General features: G+C 70.3%; 13 protein-coding genes. 9 read left to right on the top strand and 4 right to left on the bottom strand.

The genetic code is table 11. The features are described 5' to 3' along the window. Positions 1 to 60: 60 nt before the first annotated feature. Complete coding sequence (locus HBB12_RS28535; RefSeq protein WP_236992455.1) at positions 61 to 558, top strand: GNAT family N-acetyltransferase; 498 nt, start codon at positions 61 to 63, stop codon at positions 556 to 558. Then, complete coding sequence (gene addB, locus HBB12_RS28530) at positions 555 to 3,686, top strand: double-strand break repair protein AddB (RefSeq protein ID WP_236992454.1); 3,132 nt, start codon at positions 555 to 557, stop codon at positions 3,684 to 3,686. Before HBB12_RS28535 ends, addB begins: the two co-directional genes overlap by 4 nt. A gap of 428 nt (positions 3,687 to 4,114) precedes the next feature. Here addB and HBB12_RS28525 read toward each other — a convergent pair whose 3' ends face one another. Continuing rightward, a complete protein-coding gene (locus tag HBB12_RS28525; RefSeq protein WP_236992453.1) occupies positions 4,115 to 4,837 on the bottom strand; it encodes a sigma-70 family RNA polymerase sigma factor in 723 nt (240 codons plus the stop codon). A 355-nt stretch (positions 4,838 to 5,192) separates the two neighbouring features. Beyond that, positions 5,193 to 5,390 carry a hypothetical protein gene (locus HBB12_RS28520; protein ID WP_236992452.1) on the bottom strand — a complete coding sequence of 66 codons (198 nt, stop codon included), beginning with the start codon at positions 5,388 to 5,390 and terminating at the stop codon, positions 5,193 to 5,195. Between the two features lie 416 nt (positions 5,391 to 5,806). On the opposite strand from HBB12_RS28520, the gene pstS reads away from it, so the two are divergent. The 6 genes from pstS (at position 5,807) to phoB (ending at position 11,351) form a co-directional block, all read left to right on the top strand. Continuing rightward, the gene (pstS, locus tag HBB12_RS28515; protein ID WP_236992451.1) at positions 5,807 to 6,844 is read left to right on the top strand and encodes a phosphate ABC transporter substrate-binding protein PstS; all 1,038 of its coding nucleotides are present in this window, start codon (positions 5,807 to 5,809) and stop codon (positions 6,842 to 6,844) included. Between the two features lie 169 nt (positions 6,845 to 7,013). Continuing rightward, the gene (gene pstC / locus HBB12_RS28510; RefSeq protein WP_236992450.1) at positions 7,014 to 7,988 is read left to right on the top strand and encodes a phosphate ABC transporter permease subunit PstC; all 975 of its coding nucleotides are present in this window, start codon (positions 7,014 to 7,016) and stop codon (positions 7,986 to 7,988) included. Between the two features lie 26 nt (positions 7,989 to 8,014). Continuing rightward, positions 8,015 to 8,941 carry a phosphate ABC transporter permease PstA gene (pstA, locus tag HBB12_RS28505; RefSeq protein WP_236992449.1) on the top strand — a complete coding sequence of 309 codons (927 nt, stop codon included), beginning with the start codon at positions 8,015 to 8,017 and terminating at the stop codon, positions 8,939 to 8,941. A 27-nt stretch (positions 8,942 to 8,968) separates the two neighbouring features. Then, positions 8,969 to 9,781: a phosphate ABC transporter ATP-binding protein PstB gene (gene pstB, locus HBB12_RS28500; RefSeq protein WP_236992448.1), complete on the top strand. Its 813-nt coding sequence runs from the start codon at positions 8,969 to 8,971 to the stop codon at positions 9,779 to 9,781. An 82-nt stretch (positions 9,782 to 9,863) separates the two neighbouring features. Next, on the top strand, positions 9,864 to 10,583 hold the full coding sequence (phoU, locus tag HBB12_RS28495) for a phosphate signaling complex protein PhoU (RefSeq protein ID WP_236992447.1): 720 nt from the start codon (positions 9,864 to 9,866) through the stop codon (positions 10,581 to 10,583). A 66-nt stretch (positions 10,584 to 10,649) separates the two neighbouring features. Continuing rightward, complete coding sequence (phoB, locus tag HBB12_RS28490; RefSeq protein ID WP_236992446.1) at positions 10,650 to 11,351, top strand: phosphate regulon transcriptional regulator PhoB; 702 nt, start codon at positions 10,650 to 10,652, stop codon at positions 11,349 to 11,351. Positions 11,352 to 11,931: 580 nt separating this feature from the next. Here the strand turns inward: phoB and HBB12_RS28485 are convergent. After that, positions 11,932 to 13,563: an acyl-CoA synthetase gene (locus HBB12_RS28485; protein ID WP_236992445.1), complete on the bottom strand. Its 1,632-nt coding sequence runs from the start codon at positions 13,561 to 13,563 to the stop codon at positions 11,932 to 11,934. 157 nt (positions 13,564 to 13,720) lie between these two features. Here HBB12_RS28485 and HBB12_RS28480 point away from each other — a divergent pair, with 157 nt between their 5' ends. Then, positions 13,721 to 15,631, top strand: coding sequence for a propionyl-CoA synthetase (locus HBB12_RS28480; protein ID WP_236992444.1), 1,911 nt, complete (start codon positions 13,721 to 13,723; stop codon positions 15,629 to 15,631). Positions 15,632 to 15,638: 7 nt separating this feature from the next. On the opposite strand, the gene HBB12_RS28475 is transcribed toward HBB12_RS28480, so the two are convergent. Further along, on the bottom strand, positions 15,639 to 16,892 hold the full coding sequence (locus HBB12_RS28475; RefSeq protein WP_236992443.1) for a sensor domain-containing phosphodiesterase: 1,254 nt from the start codon (positions 16,890 to 16,892) through the stop codon (positions 15,639 to 15,641). Positions 16,893 to 17,165: the final 273 nt, after the last annotated feature.

The raw sequence follows: 17,165 nt of genomic DNA, 5'->3' as shown, positions 1-17,165 counted from the left end.
GTATTCGGGAGAGGTAACATCCCACTATTGCCTCATCCGCCCACAGCGCAGGGACTCTGCATGCCCCCCGGCTTCTCGATCGGCCCCCTCGACGACCTCGCCGCGGTGCTGGCGCTCAACGCCGCCAACGCCACCGAGACCTCGCTTCTCGACGAGGGCGCCTTGCGCGCGCTGATCGACCAGGCCTTCCTCGCCGCCGCCGTGACCGGCCCCGAGGGCTTGGCCGCCTTCCTGATCGCCCTCGACCAGGATGCAGCTTACGCCAGCCCGAACTTCCGCTGGTTCCAGGCCCGCTATCCCCGCTTCGTCTATGTCGACCGTATCGTCACCGCCGCGGGCCAGCGTGGCCGCGGCCTTGCCCGCGCGCTCTACGAGGCCTTGTTCGCGAAGGCCGAAGCCGCCGGCCACGACCGGATCGCTTGCGAGGTGAACATCGTGCCGCCCAATCCCGGCTCCGACGCCTTCCACGCCGCCCTCGGCTTCCGGGAGGTCGGCACCGCCGAGATCCACGGTGGCGCCAAGACCGTGCGCTACCTCCTCCGTGAGGCCACCCGGTGAACGAAGGCCACGTCTTCACCATCGCACCGGGATTGCGCTTCCTCGACACCCTGGCCGAGGCGCTCCTCTCCGGCCGCCTCGTCGGTGATCTCGCCGGCGGGCCGTTCGGGCTCGCCGCGGTCACTCTCTATCTGCCGACCCGCCGCGCCGCCCGGGCGCTCGCCGCCATCCTGGCGCGGGAATGCGGCCCGGCGGCGCTCCTGCCCCGCATGGTGCCGCTCGGCGAGGCCGACGAGGCCGAGCTCGACCTGCTGTCGGCACCACCGGGCGAGCGCCGCGACGACGTCCTGCGCCCGCCGATCCCGTCGCTGGAGCGCCGGCTGATTCTCGCCCGCCTCGTCCAGGCCTGGGCCGGCACGGTCGACCGCCAGCTCCTGCCGCTCGGCGACGAGGTGCCGTTCCGGGTGCCGTCCTCGCCGGCGGACGCGATCGGGCTCGCCGCCGACCTCGAAGGGCTGATGGATTCGCTCGCCGTCGAGGGCCTGCCCTGGGACGACATCGCCGGCGCCGTCGAGGCGGAGCATTCGCGCTACTTCTCCCTCACCCTCGATTTCGTGCGCATCGCCGCCGAGCATTGGCCTAAAATCCTGGCCGACCGCGGGGTCGCCGATCCGGTCCAGCGCGGCCGCGCCCTGGTGCTGGCGGAGGCCGCGCGCCTCACCCGCGACCGCCCGACCGACCCGGTGATCGTCGCCGGCTCGACCGGATCGGTGCCGGCCACCGCCCGGCTCATCACCGCCATCGCCGGCCTGCCCCGCGGCGCCGTGGTGCTGCCGGGCCTCGACCGCGACCTCGACGCCGCCGGCTGGACCGCGATCGACCCGGCCGGCGACGGCGAGGCGGCGGCCCATGCCCATCCGCAGGCGGTGCTCCACCGGCTGGTGGGCCAGGACTTCCTCGCCCTCGACCGCGCCGCCATCATCTCCCTCGGCACGCCGACCCCCGGGGCCGCGGCCCGGGCCGGGCTCCTGTCGCAGGCCCTGCGCCCGGCCGAGACCACGGATGCCTGGGCCGATCTCGACCCGGCCTTCCGCGAAAAACTCGCCCGCGACGGGGCCGCCGGCATCCGGGTGGTCGAGGCCGCCGACGAGCGCGAGGAGGCGCTGACGATCGCGGTCGCCCTGCGCGAGGCCCTGGAGCAGCCGGATCGCACCGCCGCCCTCATCACCCCGGACCGCGCCCTGGCCCTCCGGGTCGCCGCCGAGCTGCGGCGCTGGAACATCGTCGCCGACGACTCGGCCGGAGAGCCGCTGGCACGCAGCCCGGCCGGACGCTTGGCCCGGCTCGCCGCCGACGTCGCGGCCCTCGACGCCAAGCCCGATCGGGTGCTGGCGCTGCTCGCCCATCCGCTGGTGCGCCTCGGCCTGACCCGGAACGAGGTGGAACGGGCGGCGAGCGCCCTGGAGATCGGGTGTTTACGCGGTCCCGCCCCCGCCAAGGGATTCTCGGGCATCGAGGAGGCCCTGCGGCTGGCCCGGACCGAGGAGCGCCGGCACGATCCCCGGCCGCGGCGGCGTCTCACCCCGGAGGACTGGGAGGCGGCGGAAGAGCTGCTGCTGCGCCTCTCGGTCGCCTTCCGCGATTTCTTCGCCGACGAGGACGACGCCCCAGACGACCTGATCGCCATCGCCAAGAATCACCGTGCCACCTGCGACCTCCTGATGGAGGGGCCGGAGGAGGGCGAGGCGGAAGTCGACGCCTCGGTGGCGGTGCTCGACGCCCTGTTCGACGACATGGAACTGGCCGAACCCGGCCTGCTCGCCGGCCGCTTTTCCGATTACCCCGCCTTCTTCACCGCGCTCGCCCGCGAGCGGGTGGTCTCGCGCCGCAACGCGAGCCCGCATCCGCGCTTACGCATCCTCGGCCTCCTGGAGGCGCGGCTGCTCTCGGTCGACCGGGTGGTGCTGGGCGGCCTCGACGAGGGCGTCTGGCCGCCCAAGGCCGAGACCGACGCCTTCCTCAACCGGCCGATGCGGGGCCGGGTCGGTCTGCCGCCGCCGGAGCGGCGCCTGGGCCAGACCGCGCACGACTTCGTCCAGGCGCTGGGCTGCCCGGACGCGATCGTCACCCGGGCGCACAAGCGCGAGGGGGCGCCGACGGTGCCGTCGCGCTTCCTCCAGCGCCTGCGCGCCTTCGCGGGGGAGGAGGCCTGGAAGGGGCTGGTGAAAGGTGGGCAGCGGTTCCGGTCGCTCGCTGCGGCGATCGATGCCGGGACCGGCCCGCTGCCGCCGCGCCTGCGCCGCCCCTCGCCCCGGCCCGATCCCGCGCTCTTCCCGCGCTCGCTCAGCGTCACCGAGATCGAGACCCTGGTGCGCGATCCCTACGGGATCTTCGCCCGCCACGTGCTCGGCCTCGACGCGCTCGAACCGGTGGCGGTGCAGCCGAGCGCCAGCGACCGCGGCACCATCGTGCATGCCGTGCTGGGCGGCTTCGCCGAGCGTTTCCCGGAAGGGCTGCCCGCCCTCGACGAGGCCGAGCAGGTCCTCTACGCGCTGGCCGCCGACGCCTTCGGGCCGATCGCCGATGCCTATCCGGAACTCTATGCCGAGTGGTGGCCGCGCTTCGTGCGCCTCGCCGAAGCCTTCCTCGCCTGGGAGGCGGAGCGCCGCCCCGGCATCCGGCGCGTCGACGCCGAGGCGGGCGGGCGCTGGGCCCTCGACATCCCGGGCGGCCACGTCCTGACCTTGCGTGCCCGGGCCGACCGGATCGAGACCCGTCGCGATGGCGGCCACACCATCATCGACTTCAAGACCGGCCAGCCGCCGAGCACCCGGGAGGTCTTCGCCGGCTTCTCACCCCAGCTGACCCTCGAGGCCGCGATGCTGCGCGCCGGGGCCTTCAAGGGAGTCAAGCCTGCCTCCGATACGGCGGACCTGCTCTATATCCGCGCCGGCGGCGGCAAGACGCCGCTGGACCCCGCGCCGCTCAAACCCCCGCGGGGCGACGGGCGGACGCTGCCCGAACTGGTGGACGCCCATGTCGCGGGCCTGCGCCAGCTCGTCGGGGCCTTCATGGCCGGCGAGGCGTCGTACCTGTCGCGGCCCTACCCGAAATACGCCAAGGCGTATTCGGATTACGATCACCTGGCGCGGGTCAGGGAATGGTCGCTGATCGAGGGGGAGGAATGACATCCGGATGGCCGCGTCCGGATGTCGTCTGAGAGAACGGGACAGCATGTTGCGCAGCGCGGGCGCGAGGACGGTGCGCGCGAAAACCCTCCCCCTCTGCGGGGGAGGGTGTGCACACATCTCGGGTTGAGCGCTTCTCCGTTCAAGAATAGCGCGCCTCTCCTCCCCCCTGTGGGGAGGAGCCGGAGGTGGGGGTGGTGCCGCGTAGAGCGCGAGGCTACTCCGGCACCACCCCCACCCCTAACCCCTCCCCACAAGGGGGAGGGGAAAGCGCGCACCTTTACAGGGGGTTAGCTCTCTGATGAGAAGTGTGAATCCGCTAGCCCGCAGAGGGGGGAGAGTCTCGACCGGCTGCGTTGCTCCTGCACCGCGCGACCTGCCGTGTCGTGTACCCCGATCCGAGTCCGGGTCAGTCGGCCGAACAGCCCTCACACACCCTCACCCATGGCCGACTGCATCATCCGATCCCCGGTCAGGTCGTCGTCGCCATAACCGAGCAGTTCGGCGAGGCGGTTGCGGGCGCGGTTGACGCGGCTCTTGATCGTGCCGATCGCCACGCCGCAGATGCCCGCGACTTCCTCGTAGGAGAGGCCCTCGGCGCCGACCAGGATCAGCGCCTCGCGCTGGTCCGGCGGCAGCTTGGCGAGGCCGGCGCGCAGGTCCTGCACGTCGAGGCGGTGGCCCTGGTCGGGGGCGGTGAACAGGCGCGCCGCGTAGGAGCCGTCCTCGTCCTGCACCTCGCGCATCCGCTTGCGCTGCTCGGAATAGAAGGCGTTGCGCAGGATGGTGAACAGCCAGGCGTTCAGGTTGGTGCCGGGCTGGAAGCGGTGCTGGTTCTGCCAGGCGCGCAGGATCGTGTCCTGCACGAGGTCGTCGGCCCGGGCGGCGTTGTTGGTGAGCGAGAGCGCGAAGGCGCGCAACGACGACAGCGCAGCCAGCATCCCCTCGCGGAATTCCGGCTCGACGGCGCGCCCTTGCGCGGCGAGCGCCGCTTCGAGCTTCTCGATCAGCGCGAGGAAGATATCGGGTGTTGCGGCGGTCTCGATCGGGGCATAGGCCGCGCGCAGTTGGCGGCCGAGATGGACCTGGACGGTCGGGGGCAGGCCGGGCTTGGCTTCGGTGCTGAGGATGGGGTTCTCGGTGGACGCCATGCGACTCTCACGTTCTGAAGCGGGGAGGGCGGGGCGGCGGCACTCTGACGGGCCACTCGCTGAAAATACCCCGCCGGAGCTTCCTGAAGAGGGGAAGTGGGGCGCGCCGCGCGCCTGTCGACACGCGCGCATCGCCGCGGGCCGCGGCGAAGAGGTGCGAAGTCTCAGCAGCGCCGCATCCGGCCTCGCATCCCAGCCTCTCTCCGCGCCTCTTCGCACCGCATCGCCGTCGCTCCCGTCGCCTCGCCGGCCGCAACGGCCCTGCGGCGCCCGCGCCGACGGCGTGGGTCGCGAGGGGCAACGGCTTCGTACTGCCCAGGTTCCCCCAATCGTGATCCCGTGATCGTATCGCGCCCTACCAGGTGCGGGCGCCGGGCTGGCTCCGGTACTCCGCCGCACGGATGCGGGTCATGATCCGGTCGAGCTCGGCGAGAAGCGCGGCCTCCTCGTCCCGCGCCGCGTCGACGGCGGCGGGATCGGCGAGGTAGAGGCGCTCCTGCTCGGCCCGGGCGAGGCGCTGCTCCAGTTCGGCCCGCTCGGCGTGGAGGGCCATCAATTCCCGGCGTGCGGGATCGTCGGGGGAGCCTTGCTCCCGATCGTCCCCGATCCGGCCGGCGTCGATCCGGTTTCGCCCTGTCATCGTGTCGAGGTTGTGCACAACGGCTTGTCCTGTCGTGGGGGTCGCGGCGCAAGTGCCTGCGGATGTTCAACCTCCCAACGCGCAAGAGGGCCGGAACGTCGCATCCGGCCGGTGCTTGTCATCCAAGTGTCACGCGACTGTCATAGGGCCGGCGTCGCACCGGGCTTATCCCTCGCGGCGCGGCGGACGCCCCGGCAACGATCGGGACACGATCCGGCGCAAGCCAGGGGAAACCGGTCGCGTCGTCACCGGCCGTCGATGGGCAGGATGCGGGTCGGCGAGTTCGCTCCCGCATCGTGCCGGACCGATCCGAACACGGAGAGATACCAGTGAAGCCCTTCTCCTACGCGCTCGCCATCGGGCTCGCGACCGCCCAGATCGCCACCTCGGCGATGGCCCTCGACATCACCGGCGCCGGCGCCACCTTCCCGTTCCCGGTCTATTCGAAGTGGGCCGAGGCCTACCGCAAGGAGACCGGCAACGGCCTGAACTACCAGTCGATCGGTTCCGGCGGCGGCATCAAGCAGATCCAGGCCAAGACCGTCGATTTCGGCGCCACCGACGCGCCGCTGAAGGGCGAGGCCCTGACCAAGGACGGCCTGGTCCAGTTCCCGACCGTGATGGGCGGCGTGGTTCCGGTGGTGAACATCGCCGGTGTCAAGCCCGGCGAGGTCAAGCTGACCGGCGAGGTCCTGGCCGAGATCTACCAGGGCAAGATCAAGAAGTGGTCCGACCCGAAGATCGCCAAGCTCAACGAGGGCGTGAAGCTCCCCGACGCGCCGATCACCCCGGTCTACCGGTCGGACGCGTCCGGCACCACCAACATCTTCACCACCTACCTGTCGGACGTCTCGCCGGCCTGGAAGTCCGAGCTCGGCGCCTCGACCACGGTGAGCTGGCCGGCCGGCCAGGGCGGCAAGGGCAACGAGGGCGTGACCGCCGTCGTCAAGCAGGTCCCGAACGCCATCGGCTACGTCGAGTACGCCTACGCCAAGCAGAACAACCTGCCGGTCGCGCTGATCCAGAACAAGGACGGCCAGTACCCGATGCCGGGCGACGAGGCGTTCCAGGCCGCCGCCGCCAATGCCGACTGGAAGGCCGCTCCCGGCTTCGGCATCTCGCTGACCAACCAGCCCGGCGCGAAGGCCTGGCCGATCACCGCCGCGACCTTCATCCTGGTCCACAAGAACCCGGCCGACGCCGCCCGCACCGCCGAGGTGCTGAAGTTCTTCCGCTGGGCCTACAAGAACGGCGGCCCGATGGCGACCGCTCTCGACTACGTGCCGCTGCCCGCCAAGGTCGTCACCCAGGTCGAGGACGAGTGGAAGTCGATCACCAAGGACGGCAAGCCCGTCCTGAGCAACTGATAGAACGAATCTCGGGAGGGCGGGGTGGTCCCGCCCTCCTTCCGCCGGTCCGCATGCGGGCCTGCGCGGCGCTTGAGGAAAGCCGAGATCCCGCCCCCCGCCGGATCGCGTCCGACTCGCCTCGATCCGCCGAGCGCGCTAGAGGCCGCTCACTCCAAGGGAAACCCGGATGGTCGCGTTGTCTGAGAACGTCGCATTGGCGGCAAGTCCCCAAGTCGCCCGCCGCGCCCCGAGCCCCGTGGGCGACCGCATCTTCCGCGGCGCCGCCCTCGCCTCGGCGCTGCTGGTGCTCCTGGTGCTCGCCGGCATCCTGGCCTCGATCGCCTATGGCGGCTGGCCGGCCTTCCGGGAGTTCGGCCCCGGCTTCCTGACCTCGAGCGCCTGGAACGTCGGGCGCGAGGAATACGGCGCCCTCGTCGCCATCATCGGCACCCTGGTCTCGGCGCTGCTCGCCCTCCTCATTGGCGTGCCGATCTCGCTCGGCATCGCGATCTACCTGACGCAGCTCTGCCCCGGCTGGGCGCGCCGCCCGGTCGCGATGACGATCGAGCTGCTCGCCGCCGTGCCGAGCATCATCTACGGCATGTGGGGCCTGTTCATCTTCGCGCCGCTCTTCGCGCGCTTCGTGCAGATCCCGGTCTCGAACGTGGTCGAGGGCATGCCGATCGTCGGCACCCTGTTCTACGCCCAGGTGCCGTCGGGCGTCGGCGTGCTCACCGCCGGCATCATCCTGGCGATCATGATCGTGCCCTTCGTCGCCTCGATCACCCGCGACATGCTCGACCAGATCCCGACCGTCCTGCGCGAGAGCGCCTACGGCATCGGCTGCACCACCTGGGAGGTCGTGCGCCACGTCCTGATCCCGCAGGCCTCGGTCTCGATCATCGGCGCGATCATGCTCGGCCTCGGCCGCGCGCTCGGCGAGACGATGGCGGTCACCTTCGTGATCGGCAACGCCAACCGCCTCTCGGCCTCGATCTTCGATCCCGGCTCGACCATCGCCTCGCGCATCGCCAACGAGTTCAACGAGGCCGACGGCATGCAGCTCCACGCGCTGATGGCGCTCGGCTGCATCCTGTTCGTCGTCACCTTCATCGTGCTCATCATCGCCCGGCTGCTGGTGCGCCGCGCGAAGGTGGCCTGATCCCGCTCCCGCACGGACGTTTCCCGATGAACGCTTCCCCCGCCGCGGTCTCAGGCTCCGAAGGCCCGACCGCTCCCGCCCGCCTCCCGCCCGCCCCGCAGGCCTGGGGCCGGGTCCGCGCCGGCCGGCGCTCCGCCGACAAGCTCCTGATCGTCGGCTGCACCGCCGCGACCGCGCTCGGCGCCGTCGTGCTCGGCTCGATCCTGCTCATGCTCATCATCCAGGGCGTGCAGGGCTTCTCGCCGGCCCTGTTCACCCAGGTCACGCCGGGCCCCGGCTCCGAGGGCGGCGGCATCGCCAACGCGATCCTCGGCAGCCTGGTGATGACGGTGCTCGGCATCGTCGTGGCGACGCCGGTCGGCGTGCTCGCCGGCACCTACCTCGCCGAGTACGGCCGAGGCTCGCACCTCGCCAACCTGATCCGCTTCCTCAACGACATCCTGCTCTCGGCGCCGTCGATCCTGATCGGCCTCTTCGTCTACACCCTGATGGTGCGGCCGATGGGCGGCTATTCGGGCTGGGCCGGTGCCGTGGCGCTCGCCATCATCGCCACCCCGGTGATCGTGCGCACCACCGAGGACATGCTGCGCCTGGTGCCCGGCCCCCTGCGCGAGGCCGGCGTCGCCCTCGGCGCCCCGTACTCGATCGTGATCCGCTCCGTCACCTGGCGGGCGGCCCAGTCGGGCATCGTGACCGGCGTGCTCCTGGCGCTGGCCCGCATCGCCGGCGAGACCGCGCCCCTGCTCTTCACCGCGCTCAACAACAATTCCTGGTTCAGCCCCAACCTGATGGGCGGCGTCGCGAACCTGCCGGTGATGATCTACCAGTTCGCGCTCTCGCCCTACGAGAACTGGCGCCAGCTGGCCTGGGCCGGCGCGCTCCTCATCACCGTCACCATCCTGGGCCTGTCGATCGTGGCCCGCCTCGTCCTGAGCGGTCCCAAGGGCCGCTGATCCGACACCTTGCCCGGAGACACCCCGATGAGCGCCACCGCCACCGCCGTGCCGGTCGTGGGCCAGAGCACGGCCGACGAGTCCGCCGCGATCCGCCTCGCCGTCAAGGACCTCAACTTCTACTACGGCGACTTCAAGGGCCTGAAGAACATCAACCTCAACTTCCTCGACCGCCAGGTCACGGCCCTGATCGGGCCGTCCGGCTGCGGCAAGTCGACGTTGCTGCGCACCTTCAACCGGATCTACAGCCTCTATCCGGAGCAGCGCGCGGAAGGCGAGATCCTGCTCGACGGCCGCAACATCCTGGATTCCTCGATCGACCTCAACGAGCTGCGCGCCCGGGTCGGCATGGTGTTCCAGAAGCCGACCCCGTTCCCGATGTCGATCTACGACAACATCGCGTTCGGCATCCGGCTCTACGAGCGCCTCGGCAAGGCCGATCTCGACAACCGCGTCGAGGAGGCCCTGCGCAAGGGCGCCCTCTGGGACGAGGTCAAGGACAAGCTCAAGCAGTCCGGCATGGGCCTGTCCGGCGGCCAGCAGCAGCGCCTCTGCATCGCCCGCACGGTGGCGCAGCGCCCGGAGGTGATCCTGTTCGACGAGCCGACCTCGGCCCTCGACCCGATCTCGACCGGCCGCATCGAGGAACTGATCGAGCAGCTGCGGGGCGAGTTCACCATCGCCATCGTCACCCACAACATGCAGCAGGCGGCGCGCATCTCGCAGTTCACCGCCTTCATGTATCTCGGCGAGCTGATCGAGTTCGGGCCGACCAACCGGCTGTTCATGAACCCGTCGAAGCGCCAGACCCAGGACTACATCACCGGCCGGTTCGGCTGAGGCCTGACGCGATCATCCGCCGGCCCGGTCTGCCGGGCCGGCACAAGCCTACGCTCCACCTCCGCGCGAGGAGCCAGATCCCATGTCGAGCCACATCGTCACCTCCTACGATCAGGAGTTGCAGAACCTGCGGCGCAGCATCGCCGAGATGGGCGGCATCGCCGAAAAGATGGTGGCCGATTCCGGCCAAGCGCTCCTGCGCCGCGACGCCGCCCTCGCCCAGGCGGTGATCGCCACCGACCAGCGTCTCGACGGGCTGCAGCGCGAGATCGAGGAGAAGGCCATCCTCCTCATCGCCCGCCGTCAGCCGCTCGCGGTCGACCTGCGCGAGACGATCTCGGCGATCCGCGTCTCGGGCGACCTCGAACGCATCGGGGATCTGGCCAAGAACGTCGCCAAGCGCGTCGTCGCCATCGCCGACCAGGTCCAGCTGCAGAAGATCGTCGTCGGCGTGGAGCACATGAACGAGCTGGTCCAGGAGCAGCTCAAGGACGTGCTCGACGCCTACGCCACCCAGGACACCGTCGCGGCCCTCGACGTCTGGGCCCGGGACGGCGGCATCGACGCGCTCTACACCTCGCTGTTCCGCGAACTCCTGACCTACATGATGGAGGATCCGCGCAACATCACGTTCTGCACGCACCTGCTGTTCTGCGCCAAGAACGTCGAGCGCATCGGCGACCACACCACCAACATCGCCGAGACCATCCACTACCTCGCCACCGGCGAGACCCTGCCGACCGAGCGTCCGAAGAACGACCGTTCGAGCTTCGCCACCCTCGACACCCCGCCCGAGGCTTGAGGGCGACGCCCGTCCGGGCCTTGCGGCCCGGCGGGCCTTTACCCCCGCCCCGCCTGAGTGCCCCCGATGAGTACCCGCATCCTGATCGTCGAGGACGAGGAAGCCCTCACCCTCCTCCTGCGCTACAACCTCGAGGCCGAGGGCTTCGAGGTCGACGCCGTCGCCCGGGGCGACGAGGCGGATATCCGCCTGCGCGAGCAGGTGCCGGACCTCGTCCTCCTCGACTGGATGATGCCGGGCCTGTCCGGCATCGAACTGTGCCGGCGCATCCGCGCCCGCCGCGAGACCGAGCGGCTGCCGGTGATCATGCTGACGGCCCGCGGCGAGGAGGGCGACCGGGTGCGGGGCCTCGCCACCGGTGCCGACGACTACATCGTCAAGCCGTTCTCGGTGCCGGAACTGCTGGCGCGGGTGCGGGCGCTCCTGCGGCGGGCCAAGCCCGCCCACGTCGCCGACCTCCTGATCGCCGGCGACATCGAGCTCGACCGGGTCAGCCACCGCGTCCGCCGCGACGGTCGCGAGCTGCATCTCGGCCCGACCGAGTTCAAGCTGCTCGAATTCCTGATGCAGAGCCCCGGCCGGGTGTTCTCCCGCGAGCAGCTGCTCGACGGCGTATGGGGCCACGACGTCTACATCGACGAGCGCACCGTCGACGTGCATATCGGCCGCCTGCGCAAGGCGATCAACCGCGGCCGCGACAGCGACCCGATCCGCACCGTGCGGGGCTCGGGCTACTCGTTCGACGAGATGTTCGCGCCGGAGGCGTGATACGGTCTTCGTGTGAACTGTTCGCGGCAAGAAGAGCGCAAGTTCCCCCTCCCCCCTCTGCGGGCTAGCGGATTCACACTTCTCCTTCGTGAGCTAACCCTCTGTAAATATGCGCGCTTTCCCCTCCCCCTTGTGGGGAGGGGTTAGGGATGGGGGTGGTGCCGGAGTAGCCTCGCGCTCTACGCGGCACCACCCCCACCTCCAACTCCTCCCCACAACTTGCAGCGATTCCGGGCAAGCCCGGGATCGCCGGGGGGAGGAGAGGCGCGCGACCTTCACCGGAGAAGCTCTCGAACCGAGAAGTGTGAACACGCTAGCCTCTGCGGGGGAGGGTGGCCTGCGGAGCAGGCCGGGAGAGGGGCAGCGCGACGCTGATTCAGAGGGCGCCAGTCAGAACGGTTCCGCCTCATCCGGAAGCGTGGTTCCCCTCTCCCGCCCGGCGCCGCCGGGCACCCTCCCCCGCAGAGGGGGGAGGGTTCAAGACCAGCGATACTTTCTTTCCCCGGACAGCCCTGCATCCACGGCGAAGAGGGGGATCCCGCCCTTTATTGCGGCCGGAACAGTTCAGGTCGAACCCGTCTCACAACGCCTTCGCCATCTCCCGCAGCACGAATTTCTGCACCTTGCCGGTCGAGGTCTTCGGCAGTTCCGTGAAGACGACGTGCCTGGGCACCTTGAAGCCGGCCAGCGACTGGCGGCACCAGCCGATCAGCTCCTCGGCCGAGACCATCTCGGAGCCTTTCAGTTCGACGAAGGCGCACGGCGTCTCGCCCCATTTCTCGTCGGGCTTGGCGACCACGGCGGCGGCGGCCACCGCCGGGTGCTTGAACAGGGCCTCCTCGACCTCGATCGACGAGATGTTCTCGCCCCCTGAGATGATGATGTCCTTCGAGCGATCCTTGAGCTGGATGTAGCCGTCCGGGTGCTTCACCCCGAGATCGCCCGAATGGAACCAGCCGCCCGCGAAGGCGGCCTCGGTGGCTGTCGGGTTCTTGAGGTAGCCGCGCATCACCACGTTGCCGCGGAACATCACTTCGCCCAGCGTCTCGCCGTCGGCGGGCACCGGCTGCATCGTCTCGGGATCGAGCACGTCCAGCGCCTCGAGCGGCGGGTAGCGCACGCCCTGGCGCGCCTTGCGGGCGGCCTGCTCGTCCTTGCCCAAGGCGTTCCAGTCGGCGTGCCACTCGTTCACCACCGCCGGGCCGTAGGTCTCGGTCAGCCCGTAGACGTGGGTGACGTCGAATCCCGCCTCCGCCATCCCGGCGAGCACGGCCTCGGGCGGGGGCGCCGCCGCAGTGAGGAACGAGACGCGGTGCGACAGGTCCCGGCGTTCGGCCTCGGGCGCGTTGATGAGGAGAGACATCACGATCGGCGCGCCGCACAGATGGGTCACGCCGTGATCCGCGATGGCGTCGTACATGGCTTTGGCCCGCACCTGCCGCAGGCAGACATGGGTGCCGGCCACCACCGACAGGGTCCAGGGAAAGCACCAGCCGTTGCAGTGGAACATCGGCAGGGTCCACAGATAGACCGGGTGCCGGCCGAGATTGCCCGCCACCACGTTGCCGACCGCGAGCAGCGACGCGCCGCGATGGTGGTAGACCACGCCCTTCGGGTCGCCGGTGGTGCCCGACGTGTAGTTGAGGGTGATCGCGTCCCACTCGTCGCCCGGCATCGCCCAGGCGTAACCGGGATCGCCCTGACCCAGAAAGTCCTCGTACTCGATCGTGCCGAGGCGCTCGCCCGGACCGTCGTATTCGGGATCGTCGTAGTCGATGACGAGCGGCTTCACCCCGGCCTGGGTCAGAGCCGGGCCCATGATGCGGGCGAATTCCCGGTCGGTGATCACCACCTTGGCCTCGCCGTGGTCGAGGCAGAAGGCGATGATCGCGGCGTCGAGCCGGGTGTTGAGGGTGTTGAGCACCGCGCCGGCCATCGGCACCCCGTAATGGCACTCGATCATCGCCGGGGTGTTGGCGAGCATCACCGCCACCGTGTCGCCCCGCCCGATGCCGCGGGCCTTCAACGCCGAGGCGAGGCGCCGGGAACGGGCGTAGAGGTCGCGGTAGCTGCGCCGCAAATTTCCGTGGATCACGGCCGTATGGTCGGGAAACACCGTGGCCGCCCTCTCCAGGAAGGTGAGAGGCGTGAGCGGCTGGTGGTTGGCCGGGTTCCGGTCGAGGCCGTGGTCGTAGATCGTCGCGCCGGTCATGGGTCGTCCTGCTCCCTGTCGCGCCAGAGTACCCGCCGGGGCGGAGCGATCAATCCGCCCGGCATCCTTACGAAAGTTCGACTTCCGGCCGGACCGGGGCCTATTCTATCTGAACAGGCAGGCCGCCCCGCAGATGGACGGCACCGGAGGAGACGCCATGGCGAGCCCGAGCCGCTACCCGGAGACCTACGCCGCCTGGCAGCGCGACCCGGAGGCCTTCTGGTCACAGGCCGCCGAGGCGATCGACTGGGCGAGACCCGCCACCCGCGTCTTCGATCCCGAGGCGGGCGCCTACGGCCGCTGGTTCGTCGGTGCCGAGGTCAATGCCTGCCACAACGCCGTCGACCGCCACGTCGCGGCCGGGCGGGGCGACCAGGCGGCGATCCTGTACGAGTCCCCCGTCACCGGCACCAAGCGCCGGATCAGCTACGCCGAGCTGCTGAGCGAGGTCGCGGCGCTCGCCGCCGTGCTCCAGGAACTCGGCGTCGGACGCGGCGACCGGGTGGTGCTCTACATGCCGATGGTGCCCGAGGCGCTGTTCGGCATGCTGGCCTGCGCCCGCATCGGCGCCGTGCACTCGGTGGTGTTCGGGGGTTTCGCCGCCCGGGAACTCGCCGCCCGGATCGAGGACGCCGCCCCGAAGGTGGTGCTCGCCGCCTCCTGCGGCATCGAACCGAGCCGGGTCGTCGCCTACAAGCCGCTCCTCGACGAGGCCTGCCGGCTCTCCTCGCACAAGCCCGAATCCTGCCTGATCCTGCAACGGCCGCAAAAAGCCGCCGACCTGGTCGAGGGGCGCGACCGCGACTGGGCCGAGGCTGTCGCCGCCGCGAAGGCCGAGGGCCGCGCCGCCCCTTGCGTGCCGGTCGTCGCCACCGATCCGCTCTACGTGCTCTACACCTCGGGCACCACCGGTAAGCCGAAGGGTGTGGTCCGCGACACCGGCGGCTACCTCGTGGCGCTGGCCTGGTCGATGCCGAACCTCTACGGCGTCGCCCCCGGCGAGACCTATTGGTGCGCCTCCGATGTCGGCTGGGTGGTGGGCCATTCCTACATCGTCTACGGCCCGCTCCTGCACGGCTGCACCACGGTGCTCTACGAGGGCAAGCCGGTCGGCACGCCGGATGCCGGCGCGTTCTGGCGCGTCATCGCCGAGACCGGGGCGGTCGCCCTGTTCACCGCGCCGACAGCCTTGCGGGCGGTGAAGAAGGAGGATCCGGAAGGCCGTCTGATGCAGGGCCACGACCTCGCGCGCTTTCGCACCCTGTTCCTCGCCGGCGAGCGGGCCGATCCGGACACCGTCGCGTGGGCCGAGCGGATTCTCGGTGTGCCGGTGATCGACCATTGGTGGCAGACCGAGACCGGCTGGCCGATCGCCGCCAACCCGGTGGGCTTGGGCGCGCTGCCGGTCAAGCACGGCAGCCCGACGGTGGCGATGCCGGGCTGGGACGTCCAGGTGCTCGACGAAGCCGGGAAGCCCGTGCCCCCCGACACGATGGGCACCATCGCCATCAAGCTGCCGCTGCCCCCCGGCGCCTTGCCGACCCTGTGGCGGCAGGACGAGCGCTTCCGCGAGAGCTACCTCGCGACCTATCCGGGCTACTACAACACCTCGGATGCCGGCTTCCTCGATGCCGACGGCTACGTCTCGGTGATGGGCCGCACCGACGACATCATCAACGTCGCCGGCCACCGCCTCTCGACCGGCGGCATGGAGGAGGTGCTGGCCTCCCATCCGGCGGTCGCCGAATGCGCGGTGATCGGCATCCGCGACAGCCTCAAGGGCGAGGCGCCCTGCGGCTTCGTGGTGCTGAAGGCCGGGGTCACGAAAGGTCCGGACGTGATCGAGCGCGAATTGGTGGCTTTGGTGCGCGAGCGCATCGGCCCGGTCGCGGCCTTCCGCCTGGCGCTCACGGTCGGGCGCCTGCCCAAGACCCGGTCGGGGAAAATCCTGCGCGGCACGATGAAGAAAATCGCCGACGGCGAGGCGTGGGCGATGCCGCCGACGATCGAGGACCCCGGCGTCCTCGACGAGATCGGCGGGGCGCTGCGGGAGCGCGGGCTGGGATAGGGTGGGGTCATCCGGCCCGTCGCGTCCACGCCCCGGTGCCGGAGAGCGGCAGGGCGGCGGCGGCGGCGAGCGGCATCGGCCGGCCGGTGAGGAAGCCCTGGACCCGCGTCACGCCGATGCCCCGCAGCACCGCGTACTCGGCCTCTGTCTCCACCCCCTCGGCGACGATCTCGCAGCCGATGCGCCGTCCGTAGCCCGTCAGCGCCTCGGTCAGGGCCCGGCGGCCGGAATGCGCGTCGATGGCCCGGATCAGGCTCATGTCGAGCTTGATGATCTCCGGGGCGAGGTCGAGCACGTGCCGCAACGTCGCGTGGCCGGCCCCGACATCGTCGATGGCGAGGCCCAGGCCCCGGCTCCGGAACGGCGCCAGCGCGTCGCGCAGGGCCTCGTAGGAGGCGACCGCCGCATGCTCGGTCAGCTCGACCACCAGCCGGTCGAGCGGCGCCCCCGCGATCGTCTCGGCGAAGCGCGGCGCAGCGAGGCTCGCCGGCGACAGGTTGACCGACAGCCTGACCCCGGCGGGGAGGGAGGGCAAGGCGCGCAGGGCCTTGCGCAGGGCGAGGAACTCGAGTTCCCCGTCCAGGCCCACCTCGGCGGCGTCCGCGAACCAGGCGTCGGGACCCTTGCTCATGAGGCCTTGACCCGTCGGGGCAGTGAAGCGCGCCAGGGCCTCGAAGGCGGCGAGGCTGTCGTCGGCGGTGCGGTAGATCGGCTGGAACACCATCTCGACGGACTCGGCCGCGATCGTCTCGGCGATGCGCCGGTGCTTCGCGTCCCGCTGCCGCGCGGCGTCGCGGTCCTTCCCCAGGATGGAGTTCACGAGATCCGCGCAGAGACGCAGGGTCGCGAGATCGCGGGTCGTGAGGCTCCGGTCCGGCGTGAAGCTGAAGCAGCACAACGTCCCGTAGGGCTCGCCGTCCGCATGGCGCAGAGGCACGCTCAGATGGGCCCCGACCGGCAGGTCGCGGGTGGCCGGCAGCTGTGCTGCGACCGGATCCTCGGCGGCGTCCTGCATCAGGCCGGGCATCAGGCCCTTGGCGACGTAGTAGCAGAAGCTCTGTTCGAGCGGGGCATGGCCTCCCACGACGACCGGGCCGTGCATCGTCTCGGAATCCGCGAATCTGAAGACCCGGTCGCCCGCCACGAACTCGGAAATGAAGCCGACATCCATGGCCAGGTGGCGGCGGACGGCCCGGAGGACTGACAGGATCTGGTCGCTGGCACTGCCGGAATAGTCACCGAAGACGGGGTGCAGGGGCATCGTTCGATCCGGTCGGGAGGGGGGTTCGTGCCGTTGTATCAACTTGGGATTGTATTTCTGGGATCTTTCGGAGGCAAGACCTTTTCGATTTAACTAAATTTATGATATGAATTTATTCATAAATTCAACACTCTGCAATCATTCGCGACCAAGTCGCAGTCCCGATCAGATATATGGCAATGTGGATGCGTCACGCGGCCGTATCGCTATGCTACAGGTGTCGAGCGAATGCGGGTGCCTGATGCAACCACACGTCTTATCGGGCGCGGTCGT

This window comes from Methylobacterium sp. SyP6R (assembly GCF_019216885.1).
Lineage (GTDB): Bacteria > Pseudomonadota > Alphaproteobacteria > Rhizobiales > Beijerinckiaceae > Methylobacterium.
Note: the sequence above shows the minus strand (reverse complement) of the source record. Positions and strands in the feature narration are given on the sequence as shown.

Coding starts and splice junctions, on each gene's coding strand:
- HBB12_RS28535 (WP_236992455.1), top strand. CDS start 61: ATGCCCCCCGGCTTCTCGATCGGCCCCCTCGACGACCTCGCCGCGGTG.
- HBB12_RS28525 (WP_236992453.1), bottom strand. CDS start 4,837: ATGGCGTCCACCGAGAACCCCATCCTCAGCACCGAAGCCAAGCCCGGC.
- HBB12_RS28520 (WP_236992452.1), bottom strand. CDS start 5,390: ATGGCCCTCCACGCCGAGCGGGCCGAACTGGAGCAGCGCCTCGCCCGG.
- pstC (WP_236992450.1), top strand. CDS start 7,014: ATGGTCGCGTTGTCTGAGAACGTCGCATTGGCGGCAAGTCCCCAAGTC.
- pstA (WP_236992449.1), top strand. CDS start 8,015: ATGAACGCTTCCCCCGCCGCGGTCTCAGGCTCCGAAGGCCCGACCGCT.
- pstB (WP_236992448.1), top strand. CDS start 8,969: ATGAGCGCCACCGCCACCGCCGTGCCGGTCGTGGGCCAGAGCACGGCC.
- phoU (WP_236992447.1), top strand. CDS start 9,864: ATGTCGAGCCACATCGTCACCTCCTACGATCAGGAGTTGCAGAACCTG.
- phoB (WP_236992446.1), top strand. CDS start 10,650: ATGAGTACCCGCATCCTGATCGTCGAGGACGAGGAAGCCCTCACCCTC.
- HBB12_RS28485 (WP_236992445.1), bottom strand. CDS start 13,563: ATGACCGGCGCGACGATCTACGACCACGGCCTCGACCGGAACCCGGCC.
- HBB12_RS28480 (WP_236992444.1), top strand. CDS start 13,721: ATGGCGAGCCCGAGCCGCTACCCGGAGACCTACGCCGCCTGGCAGCGC.
- HBB12_RS28475 (WP_236992443.1), bottom strand. CDS start 16,892: ATGCCCCTGCACCCCGTCTTCGGTGACTATTCCGGCAGTGCCAGCGAC.